15 protein-coding genes are annotated in these 15,780 nt (G+C 49.4%); 7 read left to right on the plus strand and 8 right to left on the minus strand.

Annotated features, from left to right (window positions below):
• Nucleotides 1-146 precede the first annotated feature (146 nt).
• Both fadA and fadB read right to left on the minus strand, forming a co-directional pair.
• Nucleotides 147-1,310, minus strand: a complete 1,164-nt coding sequence (gene fadA, locus AC2T0J_RS10885; protein WP_489810149.1) for an acetyl-CoA C-acyltransferase FadA — start codon at nt 1,308-1,310, stop codon at nt 147-149.
• Between the two features lie 20 nt (nt 1,311-1,330).
• On the minus strand, nt 1,331-3,481 hold the full coding sequence (gene fadB / locus AC2T0J_RS10890) for a fatty acid oxidation complex subunit alpha FadB (RefSeq protein WP_489810150.1): 2,151 nt from the start codon (nt 3,479-3,481) through the stop codon (nt 1,331-1,333).
• Between the two features lie 412 nt (nt 3,482-3,893).
• On the opposite strand from fadB, the gene AC2T0J_RS10895 reads away from it, so the two are divergent.
• The 3 genes from AC2T0J_RS10895 to AC2T0J_RS10905 are packed head-to-tail and all read left to right on the plus strand — an operon-like array spanning nt 3,894 to nt 7,997.
• Nucleotides 3,894-5,846 carry a transglycosylase SLT domain-containing protein gene (locus AC2T0J_RS10895; RefSeq protein ID WP_489810151.1) on the plus strand — a complete coding sequence of 651 codons (1,953 nt, stop codon included), beginning with the start codon at nt 3,894-3,896 and terminating at the stop codon, nt 5,844-5,846.
• Nucleotides 5,847-5,903: 57 nt separating this feature from the next.
• Entirely contained in the window at nt 5,904-7,238 is a 1,335-nt protein-coding gene (gene pepQ / locus AC2T0J_RS10900; RefSeq protein WP_489810317.1) for a Xaa-Pro dipeptidase, read from the plus strand.
• 48 nt (nt 7,239-7,286) lie between these two features.
• A complete protein-coding gene (locus AC2T0J_RS10905; protein ID WP_489810152.1) occupies nt 7,287-7,997 on the plus strand; it encodes a ZIP family metal transporter in 711 nt (236 codons plus the stop codon).
• Here the strand turns inward: AC2T0J_RS10905 and ispB are convergent.
• Nucleotides 7,994-8,965 carry an octaprenyl diphosphate synthase gene (ispB, locus tag AC2T0J_RS10910; protein WP_489810153.1) on the minus strand — a complete coding sequence of 324 codons (972 nt, stop codon included), beginning with the start codon at nt 8,963-8,965 and terminating at the stop codon, nt 7,994-7,996. The two genes, AC2T0J_RS10905 and ispB, sit on opposite strands and share 4 nt — an antisense overlap.
• A 425-nt stretch (nt 8,966-9,390) precedes the next feature.
• Between ispB and rplU the strand changes: the two genes are divergently transcribed.
• The 4 genes from rplU (at nt 9,391) to folA (ending at nt 11,817) form a co-directional block, all read left to right on the plus strand.
• Entirely contained in the window at nt 9,391-9,702 is a 312-nt protein-coding gene (rplU, locus tag AC2T0J_RS10915) for a 50S ribosomal protein L21 (protein ID WP_105935712.1), read from the plus strand.
• 15 nt (nt 9,703-9,717) lie between these two features.
• A complete protein-coding gene (gene rpmA / locus AC2T0J_RS10920; RefSeq protein ID WP_105935713.1) occupies nt 9,718-9,975 on the plus strand; it encodes a 50S ribosomal protein L27 in 258 nt (85 codons plus the stop codon).
• A gap of 165 nt (nt 9,976-10,140) precedes the next feature.
• Nucleotides 10,141-11,292, plus strand: coding sequence for an Obg family GTPase CgtA (cgtA, locus tag AC2T0J_RS10925; protein ID WP_489810154.1), 1,152 nt, complete (start codon nt 10,141-10,143; stop codon nt 11,290-11,292).
• A gap of 30 nt (nt 11,293-11,322) precedes the next feature.
• Nucleotides 11,323-11,817, plus strand: coding sequence for a type 3 dihydrofolate reductase (folA, locus tag AC2T0J_RS10930; RefSeq protein WP_489810155.1), 495 nt, complete (start codon nt 11,323-11,325; stop codon nt 11,815-11,817).
• A 41-nt stretch (nt 11,818-11,858) separates the two neighbouring features.
• On the opposite strand, the gene rpoS is transcribed toward folA, so the two are convergent.
• From rpoS to surE, 5 genes are all read right to left on the minus strand, one after another.
• Entirely contained in the window at nt 11,859-12,764 is a 906-nt protein-coding gene (gene rpoS / locus AC2T0J_RS10935) for an RNA polymerase sigma factor RpoS (RefSeq protein WP_489810318.1), read from the minus strand.
• 160 nt (nt 12,765-12,924) lie between these two features.
• A complete protein-coding gene (locus tag AC2T0J_RS10940) occupies nt 12,925-13,668 on the minus strand; it encodes a peptidoglycan DD-metalloendopeptidase family protein (protein WP_489810156.1) in 744 nt (247 codons plus the stop codon).
• A gap of 92 nt (nt 13,669-13,760) precedes the next feature.
• A complete protein-coding gene (locus tag AC2T0J_RS10945; protein ID WP_489810157.1) occupies nt 13,761-14,339 on the minus strand; it encodes a YqaA family protein in 579 nt (192 codons plus the stop codon).
• Nucleotides 14,336-14,971: a protein-L-isoaspartate(D-aspartate) O-methyltransferase gene (locus AC2T0J_RS10950; RefSeq protein ID WP_489810158.1), complete on the minus strand. Its 636-nt coding sequence runs from the start codon at nt 14,969-14,971 to the stop codon at nt 14,336-14,338. Before AC2T0J_RS10950 ends, AC2T0J_RS10945 begins: the two co-directional genes overlap by 4 nt.
• Before the next feature lie 41 nt (nt 14,972-15,012).
• Nucleotides 15,013-15,756: a 5'/3'-nucleotidase SurE gene (gene surE, locus AC2T0J_RS10955; protein WP_489810159.1), complete on the minus strand. Its 744-nt coding sequence runs from the start codon at nt 15,754-15,756 to the stop codon at nt 15,013-15,015.
• Nucleotides 15,757-15,780: the final 24 nt, after the last annotated feature.

Genomic DNA, 15,780 nt, shown 5'->3' on the forward strand with positions numbered 1-15,780 from the left:
TCAGTGCAGGCAAGATGCTGCCAGACCAATACTGAATTATTCTGTAACAGATTGTTTGTAGGTGAAATAAGAGATAAGAATAGAAGCGGATTATTAGTGAAAGCATCAAGGCACCTTTGGGTGCCCTGATACTGTTGTTTTTATGCCTATACGCGTTCGAAGATAGTCGCAATACCCTGGCCTAAACCAATACACATGGTAGCCAGACCTATCGACTTGTTATTGGCTTCCATCAGGTTAATCAGCGTGGTGCTGATACGCGAGCCCGAGCACCCCAGAGGGTGACCAAGCGCAATCGCCCCGCCGTTTAAGTTAACGCATTCGTCGTACTTATCCAGCCAGCCAAGTTGCTTAATACAGCTTAGCGCCTGTGCCGCAAAGGCTTCGTTAAACTCCGCAATTTCAATGTCATCCATGGTTAAGCCCGCACGCTTGAGGGCTTTTTGCGTAGCCGGCACCGGGCCGTAACCCATGATCGCCGCGTCACAGCCAGCCACACCCATTGAGCGGATCTTAGCGCGTGGTGTCAGGCCCAGTTCTTTGGCACGATCGGCCGACATTAACAGCATTGCCGAAGCACCGTCTGAAATCGCCGAAGCAGAACCGGCGGTAACGGTACCGTTCACCGGATCAAATACCGGGCGTAGCGCAGCCATGGTCTCTGGTGTACTTTCCGGGCGGATAACTTCGTCAAAGTCGATCATCTTTAAAACGCCGTCGGCATCATGACCTTCGGTGGCGACAATCTCACTGGCCCAGCGGCCTTCCAGGTGTGCCTGGTGTGCTTTCTGGTGTGAGCGGGCAGCGAAGGCATCCTGCATTTCACGGGTAATGCCATTCTGGCGGCCCAGCAGTTCTGCTGTCATGCCCATGTTTCCAGAGGCTTTGGCAGTATATTTTGCCAGTCCCGGATGGAAGTCGAGGTTAAAGGTCATTGGCACATGCCCCATGTGCTCCACACCACCAATCATGTACACATCACCCTGACCGGTCATAATGCTTTTAGTGGCATCATGCAGCGCCTGCATGGATGATCCACATAAACGGTTAACCGTTACCGCAGAAGTACTGCGTGGAATTTCGGTTAACAGCTGGGCATTACGGGCAATATTAAAGCCCTGCTCTTTGGTTTGCTGAACACAGCCCCAGATAATGTCTTCAATTTCTGCCGGATCCACATTGGGGTTTCTGGCAATCAGGGCACTCATTAAGTGCGCCGATAAGCTCTCGGCACGAACGTTTCTGAATATGCCACCTTTGGAGCGACCCATGGGCGTGCGAATACAGTCAATAACTACTACATCTTTCATGATTATGTCTCCTAAGGTGATTAAGCGAAGTAAGATTTACCTTCAGCGGCCATTTGACGAACGCCGTCTGTAATTTGGTAAATCGGACCCAAATGGGCGTATTTGTCGGCAAGTTCGACAAAATTCGCTAATCCCATAGTTTCGATGTAACGGAAAATACCACCACGGAACGGCGGGAAGCCAAGTCCGTAAATCAGGGCCATATCAGCCTCAGCAGCGCTTGCCACGATACCTTCCTCAAGACAACGAATGGCTTCGTTGGCCATCGGGATCATCAGGCGGGCGATGATTTCATCACTGCTAAATTCGCTGGCCTCTGCCTGGTGAGGTTTAATCAGCTCATAAGCTTCTGGGGCTGCGTCTTTCTTCGGTTTACCACGCTTATCCTTGCTGAAGTTATAGAAGCCTTTGGCATTTTTCTGACCTAAACGCTCTTCGTTAAACAGCAGTGTAACCGGGTCGTTTTCGACTTTTGCCATACGCTCAGGAATACCGTCTGCCATTACAGAAGCTGCATGGTCTGCCGTATCCATCCCAACTACATCGAGCAGGTAAGCCGGGCCCATTGGCCAGCCAAATTGTTTTTCCATCACTTTATCGACGGCAACAAAGTCGGCACCATCGAGAACCAGTTTCGAGAAACCAGCAAAGTAAGGGAATAATACGCGGTTTACCAAAAAGCCCGGGCAGTCATTGACGACGATAGGCGTCTTGCCCATTTGCAGGGTGGTAGCCACTACCGCTGCAATGGTGTCGTCTGAGGTTTTTTCACCGCGGATTATTTCTACCAGTGGCATGCGGTGCACCGGATTGAAGAAGTGCATACCACAGAAACGCTCTGGTTTCTCAAGGCTTTCTGCCAGCTGGTTAATGGAAATGGTGGAGGTGTTTGAGCACAGGATAGTGTCATCATCCACATTCTGCTCAGTTTCTTTCAGTACTATGCTTTTAACCTTCGGATTTTCAACCACCGCTTCAATTACTAAATCAACGTCTTTAATGGCGCTGTATTCAAGTGATGGCGTAATGGCGTTGAGGGTTTTAGCCATTTTTTCAGGCGTGACTTTACCCAACTGCATCCCTTTGTTGAGGATCTTAGCAGCTTCAGAAAGGCCCAGGTCCAGAGCTGGCTGGTTGATATCTTTCATCACTACCGGCAACCCTTTTACGGCGCTTTGGTAAGCAATACCGCCACCCATGATACCGGCACCTAACACAGCATTCATTTTTACCGCTTTACTGGCCGACTTGGCTAATTTTTTACCTTTGCCTTTCACCAGCTGATCGGCCATGAAAATACCAATCTGAGCTTTCGCTGCATCGGTTTTGGCCAGTTTTACAAAGCCCTGGTTTTCCAGTGCCAGTGCGCCGTCACGATCCAGTGATGCGGCGTTTTTAACGGTTTCTACCATCATGTGTGGCGCTGGGTAGTGTTTGCCTGCCTTAGCTGCAACAAAAGCCTGAGCGGTAGAGAAACTCATCATGGCTTCGTTGCTGTTTAGTTTAAGCGGCGCTTTTTTGCTGGTCCGGCGAGCCTGCCAGTCAATGTTACCTGCGGCTGCATCGGCCACCATGCTTAGTGCGGCTTCAGTCAGCTTTTCAGGTGCAACAACGGCATCTACGGCGCCTTCATTCAGTGCCTGCTGACCTTTTCTGTCTTTGCCAGTGGTCATCCACTCAAGAGCGTTGTCAGAGCCGATGAGCCGTGGCAGACGAACGGTACCACCAAAGCCTGGCATCAGGCCTAATTTTACCTCTGGCAAGCCAATGGAAGCGGTAGTATCAACAACGCGAAGGTCACAAGCGAGTGCCATTTCACACCCGCCACCTAATGCAAAACCATTCACGGCCGCGACGGTAGGGACCGGCAGATCTTCGAAACGGTTAAACACTTTCGATGTTTCGGCAACCCAGGCCAGAATGTCTTCTTCAGGCTGAGCAAACATGTCGGTAAATTCTGTGATATCAGCCCCAACGATAAAAGCCGGCTTGGCGCTGCGAACTACCACACCTTTGACGTCGCGGTTGGCGGCGATTGCCTGGGTGGCTTCGTCCAGGTCACTGATTGTCTGGCGGTCGAATTTATTTACTGAGCCCTTGGCATCAAATACCAGCTCAGCAAAACCGTTATCCAACAGTGATACCGTTAGATTTTGGCCTTCGTAGATCATTGTTGTCTCCTTTCAGCGTTACGCGTGAAATTAATAAAATTGTAGGGAGGCGCGTTTTCTTTAAACCCTGATTCTTTCCAATGCAGAGAAAAATATCAACAAAAATTCAAACAGGTGTTTCAATTATGTTGAGTCAATGGTGTCTAAGGTAACGTTTTCAAGCCCTTTAACGCATATTTAATTTATTTATAGTTGTGTATAGCCATTCCTGTCGCTGCCATTTTTCGCCAATTTTGCTAAATTAGAACTACGGGCAGGCGATTCCGATAATGCTGTTATTGATGTTAGCACTGTTGGCTACTTTTTGCCCTGAAACTCGTACAAAAGCGAGTCATCGAATATCGCTGTCATCCCGGCCGCAGAGTCTCTACACTACGAGACTCTAATGTAGCCCGGGCAAAAAGGAGATGTTGTGCAGGCATTGCGGTTAGTACTGCTGTTCACGTTACTGAATTGGTTTGCTTCGTCGTATGCGGTGGCCGAAGATGGCAAACTGCGTGTAGAACAACGCGCACAATTTTTAAGCCTGGAGAAACAACTCAACACGCTGCCGGTATCTAAGCTGCCAGCGATCCATAAAGATATTGAGGGTCTGGCTAATTACCCGCTGGTGCCATATTTAAAGCTGCGACTTGCCGAGCGCACCCTGGGGAGTCTTTCCGACACCACAGTCAATGAATTTCTCGCCCGCTATGCTGGTACCCCTCTGGCTACGCAGTTACGCAAGCGCTGGCTGGACCTGCTAAGCGAGCAGCAAAGAAAAACAGCTTTTATAGAGGCCTATCAACCGGGACTTGGTACTAAATATACCTGCCGCTATCTGCACTATCAGTTACAAGAGTCCGACAATCCCGATTACTGGTTCGAGCAGGTCGATACGCTCTGGTTGTCCGGGCAGTCGCGTCCGGACGAATGCGACCCGGTATTCAAACAATGGCAACAGGCCGGCCACATGACTACCGATATGGTTCTCAGACGCATTGAAAAAGTCGTGCGCGGTGGTAATCGAAATCTGCTGGGGTATTTACAGCGCAGGCTGCCAGCCTCGCACCATTATCTGGTCGATTTATGGCGACAAACCCGTCGTTCATCGTCGACTGTCCTTAATTATCGTTTATTCCCGGGTAAATTCCCTGAGCAGGAAAAAGCCGTACTGTATTACGGTCTGATCCGGTTGGCGTGGCAGACGCCCACAAAAGCAATAAAAGCCTTTCAGTACTGGCAGGGGAAAACAGCCTTCAGTGAAGCTCAAGTCAGACAAATTTATCGCGCAATTGCCATTAGTCTGGTCATTGAAGGCGATGATAACGCCGGTGAGTGGCTGGCAAAGGCTAACGTCCCGGATGCCGAAGAAGATGTCAGGCACTGGCATCTTGCCTATACGTTGCGGCAAAATGACTGGCAGCAGGCTTTGGAAGTGATTCAAACTGCGCCGGCAGATGAGCAGCGTCAGGACGCGTTTCGTTACTGGCGGGCACGGGGACTTTCAGAGCTTAGTGCTGAGCAGGTACCGCAACAACTTTACGGTGAGTTGGCCAAAGAGCGTCATTATTATGGATTTTTGGCCAGCGCTCGCTTACAACAGGCCCCGGAACTGGCCGATCAACCCCTTGAAATGAGCGATTACACCCTGGCCAGAATGAGCACTGTGCCGGCAGTGCAACGCGCCTATGAGTTATTTAAGCTGGGCCGGTATGTGGAAGCCAGGCGCGAATGGTATTACCTGAATCGACGCCTGACCAACGAAGAAAAGCGTGCGGTAACGCTGCTTGCCAGTGACTGGGGATGGCACGATCAGGCGATTATTGGCTTTGCTCAAACCGGTTACTTTAACGATGTGCGTCGGCGCTTTCCCATGGCCTTTGCCGAAGAGTTCCAGCAGCAGGCCTCCCAGCATGAAGTAGATCCGGCGCTGGCAATGGCGATTGCCCGTCGGGAAAGCTCGTTTATGGTTGATGCCGTATCTCCGGCAGGTGCCCGGGGTTTGATGCAGTTGATGCCGGGAACCGTGAATTACATCAGTAAGCAGCGGGTAGGCTACCGCACTCTGCTGGAGCCCGAGCAAAATCTGGAGTTCGGCATTCAGTATCTAAAATACCTCAATGACAAACTCAATCATAATCCGGTATTGGTGTCGGCCTCTTACAATGCGGGTTGGCAGCGGGTAATGGAGTGGTTGCCAACCAGCGGTGAGCAGTCGCTGGATGTGTGGATTGAAAACATTCCTTACCGGGAAACCCGGCATTATGTGAAAGCGGTGATGGCTTACCGCTACATCTATCAGGTACAACTTGGCCAGCCGTCGCAGTTGTTCGATACTTTGAGTCGCATGAAACTCTCGGCAGACAGCCTGACTTTACCTTAGGCGCATGGTAGTGTTATGCGCCACAATACAAGCATAAAAGATAACGACAGAGGCACCATGACAGAGCATCACGACCTGTATGCAGCGCATATTAAAACCCTTCAGCAACGCACCCGCGAAGCCTTGGAACGAGAAGGTCTGGAAGGGTTGGTTATTCACTCAGGTCAAAGCAAACGATTGTTTTTAGACGACAACCATTATCCCTTTAAGGTTAACCCACAGTTTAAGGCCTGGTTACCGGTTATCGATAACCCAAATTGCTGGCTGGTAGTTAACGGGGTTGATAAACCCAAGTTAATTTTTTACCGGCCCACTGACTTCTGGCACAAGGTACCACCTGAGCCGAATGAATACTGGACCGACTGTTTTGATGTGGTAATGCTTAAGCAGGCGGATATGGTGGAAAAGCACCTGCCTTATGACAAGCGCAATTTTGCCTATGTAGGCGAGTATATTGAGGTGGCCAGCGCATTGGGCTTTAATAATGTGAATCCCGACCGGGCATTGCATTATTTGCATTATCAGCGCGCCTATAAAACCGACTATGAACTGGCATGCATGCGCGAGGCTAACCGTATAGCGGTGGCGGGTCACCGCGCGGCGGCGGATGCTTTTTTTGCCGGCGAAAGTGAGTTTAATATAAACTTGGCTTACAATGCCGCTACCCAGCAGGGCGACAATGACGTGCCCTATACCGGTATCATTGCACTCAATGAGCATTGTTCGATACTCCACTATATGCACTACGACACGGCTAAGCCAGACCAGCATCGTTCATTTCTGATTGATGCCGGTGCCAATTATAACGGTTACGCGGCTGATATTACCCGGACCTATACCATTGGTGATAATCCGTTTAAAGCGCTCATCATTGAACTGGATAAATTGACTTTGTCACTGGCAGAACGTTTAAAGCCCGGTGTAGAGTATGCCGATATCCACCTGGCAGCCCATGAAGGTATTGCCAATGTGCTGGTGCAGGCCGGTTTGGTCAACATGACTGCCGAGGACTGTCTGACACAGGGGATTACCCGTACTTTCTTCCCGCACGGGATTGGCCACTTCCTGGGGTTACAGGTACATGATGTGGGCGGACTGGTAATGGATGATCGTGGCACACCGAAGCCGGCCCCTGATGAACACCCGTTCTTACGATGTACTCGCGCTGTGGAAGCCCGTCAGGTATTTACTATCGAACCGGGTTTATATTTCATTGCGTCGTTGCTGGCCGACCTCAAAAGCAGTGAGTCATCAAAATATATCAACTGGGATGTGGTCGATACGTATCGGCCCTATGGCGGGATCCGTATTGAAGATAACATTATTGTTCATCGTGACAGTAACGAAAATATGACCAGGATTGCCGAACGGATTGCCGAACAAAAAAACTAAGAGCTCGCGAAATAACACGTTGGACGTACATTTTACAGAGGCAAGCGCGTGACAGACCCGTCGGTAGTATATGTAGTGATCGTTGCACTGGTGGCGGGGTTAGCTATGCCCGCCGGTGGCTTATTGGCCAAGGTTGAAGGCGTGTTCCCGGCCTGGCTGGATGAAGAGCTGCGTCACAGCATTCTGGCGATGGGGGCGGGGGCTCTGTTGTCGGCTGTGGCGCTGGTACTGGTGCCCGAAGGCATGAAAGACCTCGGTACCACGGCGTCCTGTGTTAGCTTTTTACTTGGTGCTTTTGCTTTTATGGGGCTGGATATCTGGCTGGCCCGCAATGATTTACCTGCCAGCCAGCTAGCGTCTATGTTATCTGATTTTATTCCTGAATCTATCGCCCTTGGCACTACCGCCGCATTAGGCGGAGGCAGTGTTTTACTGGGCTTGTTGGTTGCAGTGCAGAACTTTCCAGAAGGGTTTAATGCCTACCGGGAGCTTAAAGCGGCCGGACACTATAGCGCCCGTCGGATCCTGGTGATGTTTTTATTCATGGCGTTGCTTGGACCCGTCATGGCATTGATAGGCTATTATTTGCTGGCACAGTATACGGTAATTGTTTCTGCCATTATGTTATTCGCCGCAGGCGGCATTTTATATTCAGTACTGCAGGATATCGCGCCGCAGGTGCGGATGGAAAACAGTTGGGCACCGCCATTGGGCGGGATCCTGGGTTTTATGATAGGGATGCTTGGATTTAGCCTTTAGTTACTGCGGTCTACCGCAATATGAGCCAGCGCTATCAGCGCCTGCTTGTAGTCATTTTCGGGCAATACGTTAATTGCTGATATGGCCATGTCCGCCTCTTCAAGGGCCTTCTGACGGGTGTAGTTGAGAGCGCCCGTGTCATTCATCACTGTGACGATACGTTGTAAATGCGGTAACCCATTGGCCTTTTCGATGGCTTCACGGATTAACGCGGCATCTTCGCTACCAGCATGCCACATGGCATAAAGCAGTGGCAAAGTCGGTTTTCCTTCGGCCAGATCGTCACCTGCATTTTTACCCATGGCGTCGCTGTCTGACTCGTAATCAAGGATATCATCGGCCAGCTGAAACGCTGTGCCTAAGTGGCGACCATAAGCCTGCATGGCCTGTTCAATTTCTGTCGACTGTCCGGTTATTACCGCTGCTAACTGGGTAGCCGCTTCAAAAAGCCGGGCAGTTTTTCCGTAAATTACGTCGAAATAGCTGGCTTCGGTCGTATCTGGGTCGTTGCAGTTCATTAATTGCTGCACTTCGCCCTGGGCAATGCGGTTGGTTGAGTCAGATAAAATTTCCATTACCCGCATGCTTTGCAACTCAACCATCATCTGAAAACTGCGGGTATACAGGAAGTCACCCACCAGAACGCTGGCCTGGTTACCAAACAGCGCATTCGCCGTTTCGCGGCCACGGCGCATAGTTGACTCATCTACCACATCGTCGTGGAGCAGCGTTGCGGTATGGATAAATTCGATGATGGCTGCCAGCGTATGATGCTGAGCAGACTCAATTTGCAGTGCTCTGGCCGCCAGTACAGTTAACAGCGGGCGAAGACGTTTGCCGCCACTGTTGACAATATAAAAGCCAAGTTGATTGATCAGGGCAACATCCGAATCTACCTGTTGCTGGATCAGTTGATTAACTGCCTGCATGTCGGATTCGGCCAATGCTTTTATTTGATCAATATTCATAGCGTCTCGTAGTGTCCGGTACGTGTAAGCTGACTGGCAGCAGATTGTACATAAATATTACCGTCTATCCAGTGAATTAGATTAATTTCGCTATAATTAACAGCGTTACCGGGACAAACGACCCCGGATCCTGCGATCTCAGGATCCTGATCCCCCGGTGTTTGCGACAAACACCATCCAGGCTATGAGCAGTGTTAATATTCGCAGGAGCCTGAAATCATTGATAAATATAAATAAAAACAAGCGTTTTGGCTAACCGCTAAACCTGCTAAAATAGTCCCTCTGTCCGGGGATTGATAACTTCGTTCGAAAAATAAACTTTTTTCGCATTATGGGGGTTGTGATCGAAAATCGATTCACGTACAATTCGCGCCCTGTTTTAGAATTGAAAGCGCAATAAAATTAGGCGCAGAGCGGAGAAAGTTATGTACGCGGTTTTCCAAAGTGGTGGTAAACAACACCGTGTGGCCGAAGGTCAAACCGTTCGTCTCGAGAAGATCGAAGTCGCTCCAGGCGACAGCGTAGAGTTTGATAACGTATTAATGGTTAGCAATGGTGACGACGTAAAAATCGGCACACCATATGTTGCCGGTGGTAAAGTGACTGCTGAAGTTGTTACACACGGTCGTGGCGATAAAGTAAAAATCGTTAAGTTCCGTCGTCGTAAGCACTCGCGTAAGCAAGCGGGTCACCGTCAGTGGTTTACTGAAGTGAAAATCACTGGTATTAACGCATAATAGGAGCATAGACACATGGCACACAAAAAAGCTGGTGGTAGTACCAAAAACGGTCGCGACTCAGAAAGTAAACGTTTAGGTGTTAAACGTTTTGGTGGTGAGTCTGTGCTGGCCGGTAACATCATTGTTAGACAGCGCGGCACTCGTTTTCACGCTGGCAACAACATGGGTATCGGTAAAGACCACACCCTGTTCGCATTAGCTGACGGTAAAGTGAAGTTCGAAGTTAAAGGACCTAACAACCGTAAGTTTGTGAGCATTGTTGCTGAATAAAGCGCAATCGTTTACTGATTTAAAAAACCCCGCGCTCGCGGGGTTTTTTGTTGCAGGTAACATAGTCAGGTTATACTTAGCGGAGTGGGAATGCAGGCCATGTTGGCAGCGCACTTCGTGAAAGTGAGTTACACTTAAAAGTTTAGGGTTCGGTCCGGGGTAAACATGAAATTTGTAGATGAAGCTGAAATTCGAGTTGAAGCAGGTGATGGCGGCAACGGTACCATTGGATTTCGTCGCGAAAAATATGTCCCCAAAGGCGGCCCGGACGGTGGTGATGGTGGCGACGGCGGTAGTGTGTACTTACAAGCAGATGAGAACCTGAACACGCTTATCGATTACCGTTTTGAGCGTTTCCATCGCGCGGAACGTGGCCAGAATGGTATGGGCGGCAACTGTACCGGCAAAGCCGGTGAAGACCTCACGGTGCTGGTACCTGTTGGTACCCGTGCAACAGATGTTGATACTCAGGAAGTTCTCGGTGATTTAACCCGTCATGGCCAGCGTTTGAAAGTGGCCCAGGGCGGCTTTCACGGCCTTGGCAATGCACGCTTTAAAAGCAGTACCAATCGTGCGCCACGGCAAAAAACTAACGGTACCCCAGGCGAAATTCGTAACCTTAAACTGGAGCTAATGCTGTTGGCTGATGTTGGCCTGCTGGGCTTACCGAATGCCGGCAAATCCACCTTCATACGTTCAGTTTCAGCAGCCAAACCAAAAGTAGCGGATTACCCCTTTACCACGCTGGTGCCTAATTTAGGCGTCGTCAGACAGGATGCACAACGCAGCTTTGTCATTGCCGATATTCCCGGTTTGATAGAAGGTGCTTCAGAGGGCGCGGGTCTTGGTATTAGATTCCTCAAACATCTAGAGCGTTGTCGGGTCCTGCTGCACCTGGTTGATCTTATGCCGGCGGATCAGTCTGATCCGGCCGAAAATGCCATTACCATTATAAACGAACTGGAAAAGTACAGCCCCAAGCTGGCTGGTAAACCACGCTGGTTGGTATTTAATAAAATCGACCTGTTACTCGAGGAAGAAGCCGAGGAATTGTGCCAGCAAATCGTCGACAAGCTCGAATGGGACGGTCCGGTATTCTACATCTCTGCCTTCCAGCGCATCGGCCTTGAGCCGCTGTGTCACGAGATTATGAGTTTTATTGAGAATCTGCCGGATGAACTACAAGAAGAGCAGGATAAACGCGAAGTTGAGTTCAAGTGGGATACTTACACTCCGGAACCTGAAGCGGATGACGACGATGACGACTGGGATGATGACGACGATGATTACGACGTCGAAGTGATTTACCGTAAATAGTCAGGCATTAGCAGTAAGGTGGCAATAAATATGAAAATAGCGATGATTGCCGCAATGGCGAACAATCGGGTGATTGGTAAAGATAACCAGATGCCCTGGCATATGCCTGCGGATTTGGCCCACTTTAAACGCACAACGCTTGGCAAGCCTGTCATTATGGGGAGAAAGACCTATGAGTCTATTGGCAGAGCCTTACCAGGCCGGTTGAATATCGTGATCACTACTGATACCAAATATCAACTGGCAGACGCTGTGGTGGTTAATGCTATTGAAGACGCACTCACTCAGGCCCAACAAGATGCGCCCGAAGAAGTGATGATTATTGGAGGCGGCAAAATTTATAGCAGTCTGCTTCCTGAAGCCGACCGCCTGTATCTCACACTGATAGATTTAGATACTGACGGCGATACCCATTTTCCGGACTATCAGGCCGGTGGTGACTGGTTACTCGTTGATGAGCAGACATTTGAGCCAGACAAGAAAAACCCGCACCCTTATCGCTTTGTCACTCTGGACAGACAATAAACACAAAAACGCCCCTATCTAAGGGGCGTTTGTATGTCTGATTAGCTCAGACGGCTAAAGACGCTTTCTAAATCCAGGCCCTGACTGCTAAGCATGTCTTTCAGACGACGCAAGCCTTCTACCTGTATCTGCCGCACCCTTTCACGAGTCAGGCCAATCTCTGCGCCGACATCTTCCAGAGTGGATGGTTCGTAACCCATCAGGCCAAACCGTCTTGCCAGAACTTCACGTTGCTTGGCATTGAGTTCCTGCAACCAAGACACAATATTCTGTTTAATATTGCTATCTTGTAGCTCGTCCTCCGGACTTGACTCGTTATCGTCCGCCAGAATATCGAGCAGTGCTTTATCGTTTTCGCCACCGATGGGGGTATCAACGGAGCTGATGCGTTCGTTAAGACGCAGCATCTTGCTGACTTCATCAATAGGTTTATCGAGGTGCAAAGCAATGTCTTCTGCCGTTGGTTCGTGGTCAAGCTCCTGAGCCAGCTCACGCGCCGCACGCAGATAAACGTTTAATTCTTTCACCACATGAATTGGTAACCGAATGGTTCGGGTCTGGTTCATAATGGCGCGTTCTATGGTTTGACGAATCCACCATGTGGCATAAGTTGAAAATCTGAACCCACGTTCCGGATCAAATTTTTCGACTGCCCGAATCAATCCCAGATTACCCTCTTCAATAAGATCCAGCAAAGCCAGGCCTCTGTTATTGTAACGTCGGGCAATCTTCACTACCAACCTTAGGTTGCTAACGATCATTCGTTTGCGGGATGCATCGCAGCCTTTCAGTGCTCTGCGCGCAAAATGGACTTCCTCTTCTGCAGTGAGCAGGGGAGAATAACCAATTTCGCTCAGGTACAATTGCGTTGCATCCAGCGTTTTAGAGACCTCCTCCTGGTTAATCCAGGCTTCGGTCTTGGTTTTTTCATTTTCTACATCTAACAACTCGTCGTCTTTGATCTTTTCATTAACGTCGATGTTGTTTACTTCGTCTTGGGGTGTTGCGTCGATGACAGCGATATTTTGTTGACCCACAACTGTATCTCCTGCGTTGTTTTACCTTACGACGTTCTCCTGATTTCTTAATTATTATTATTATTTATTGTTATTGTTTGTTTGGTAGATATTTCATCGGTTCAACTGTTTTTCCCCGATAGCGTATTTCAAAATGGAGTTTCACGGATGTTGTACCGGTATCCCCCATTTTGGCAATTTCCTGACCGGCCTTAACCCAGTCCCGCTCACTGACCAGTATTCGGTCATTGTGCGCATAAGCACTTAAAAACGATTCGGTATGTTTTATTATTATAAGGTTCCCGTATCCGCGCAGCGCGTTACCAGCGTATACAACTTTCCCTGATGCAGCAGCAACAATCTCGCTGCCCTGATTAGAGTAAATGTCGACCCCTGTTTGGGTGATCTGACCGTTACTGTTTGATAATTTGATCCGGCCTTCTGCAGGCCACACCCATCTTTCTACACGTTGTGGAAAACCGTTTTTCTTTGGTTTACTCACAACTCCTTTTGTGTTGTTAACATCTGATTCACAATCACAATACGCCTGGCTATCTTTTTGGTCAATAGGCATTTTTGGGTTTTGCTTTCTGGTTTGACCAGTCACATTGTTGACAGTGCGTGATTTTTTTGACACCCTCCTTGATTGCTGTAAATTCAGTGTTTGACCGGGATAAATATTGTAGGGTTCAGGCAACGAATTCCATTTCGCAATGTCCCGGTAATCATTCCCTGTATACCAGGCAATCGCATACAGCGTGTCCCCGGCTTTTACCGTATAATGAGTGAGCTTTTCCTCGGTTTCAGGATAGTGCTGACTATTGAGTACCACCACTGGAGCCGGTCGTTCGGGACCTGCACAGCTCACTAATGCGATGCTGGCAACAATACCACTCAGTTTACGTATTAGGTTAGCGCGATGCCTATTCATCGTAGCATCAGGTAGGTGACAACCGCTAGTCCAACCACTGCCCACCCCAGAACCTCCACGTATTTACGCAATTGCTCTTCCATTTTCGCGCCGCCCCATTTCATGAGTGTTGCTACTAAAAAGAATCTCGCACCCCGGCCAATAGCTGATGCAATTAAAAAGGGCAGAAAAGCCATCTGTAAGAAACCGGCGCTGATGGTGAATACTTTATAGGGGATAGGAGAGAAACCGGCCAGGAAGACAACCCATACGCCATAGGTTTCGAACCAGCCAATAGCGGTTTCCAGTTTGTGCGTATAACCTGATGACTCGATAAATGGCTGTAACAATGTGTCGAAGGCGAAAAATCCCAACAGATAGCCAGCTATACCGCCAATGATCGAAGCCAGGGTTGTGATCATAGCAAAGTGCCAGGCTCGCGAAGGCTGTGAGAGTGACATGGGAGCCAACATCACATCTGGAGGTATAGGAAAAATCACCGATTCGGCAAAGCTCAGCAACGCGAGGTAACGACTGGCAGCCGGGTGTTTAGACCAGCGTAAGGCCAGGTCGTAACAAGGTTGGAATAGTTTCAAAGGAGGTCCCCGGCCACCAGGGGAACAAAACGCACGGCTTCCACAGTAGTGCTGTGTAGCTCGCCCTCAATTTTATCGATGCACAACAATTGTTGTTGATCATCGCCCACCGGGATCACTAGCCGGCCGCCTTCATTGAGCTGACCGGTGAGAGCGTCGGGTACGCTGCTGGCGGCAGCAGTGACAATAATACAGTCGTAGGGGGCTTTACTGCTCCAGCCTTGCCAGCCGTCACCATGCTTCATTTTTATGTTGTGTAAATCCAGTTGATTCATACGCCGTTTAGCCTGAAATTGCAGTGCTTTAATACGCTCAACCGAGAATACCTGGGGAAACAGCAGCGCCAGAATGGCAGTCTGGTAGCCTGAACCGGTACCGATTTCCAGTACAGAGCTAGCCGGATTAGGGGCTGCCAGTAGCAGCTCACTCATTTTGGCAACAATATAAGGTTGCGATATGGTTTGTCCCTGACCAATGGGTAAAGCCGTATTCTGATAGGCCTTATGCTGCAATGCATCCGGTAAAAAGCGTTCGCGGGGAACGCTGGCCACTGCATTGAGCACCTTTTGATTCGAAATCCCTTCGTCGCACAACAGTTGCGCCAGTGCATCGCCTTTTCTTGTTGTTCTCATGTGTCATTAATTCTTATTACGGGTTATTTTTCTTGTCGGGCCTACATTTCAAGCCATTTTTCCATTTCCGCGATACTGTCGCGGGCTGTCATATCAACACTTAAAGGTGTTACAGAACAATAGCCGTTAGCGATAGCATGAAAATCCGTTCCCGGTCCGGCATCCTGTTCTGCGCCGGCCGGACCGTACCAGTATATTGGCCGTCCAAAAGCATCTTTAGCTTTTACCATGGATTCCGCCCGGTGGCGTCGCCCCTGGCGGGTAACTTTCACACCTGCTAATTCTTCATAGGGTAGATCCGGCACGTTAATATTCAGGATCTGATTAGCAGGTAGCGGGTGAGTGGTTAGTTTTTCAATCACTTCTACTACTACCCGGGCTGCAGTCTCAAAATGACCACCGTCGTAGTTACACAGTGACACTGCAATGGCCGGTAGACCCATGTAACGGCCTTCGGTGGCCGCGGCTACAGTGCCGGAGTAAATAACATCGTCACCCAGGTTAGCACCGTGATTAATGCCCGAGACTACCAGTTCAGGATCCTCTTCCAAAAAACTGTTAACGCCCAGATGGACGCAGTCTGAAGGTGTGCCGTTGACGGCGAAAAAGCCACTGTCCATTTTCTGAATGCGCAATGGCTGATGTAATGACAAGGCATTACTCGCACCGCTACAGTTGCGGTCGGGGGCAATGACCGTTACATCATGCTGTTTTGCCAGCGCTGCATGCATGGTGGCAATGCCTTTGGCAAAAACGCTGTCGTCATTACTGAGTAGTATTTTCATAAGCTGTTAACGTATACCGGTTGA

Source organism: Alteromonas sp. ISO5 (assembly GCF_058105165.1).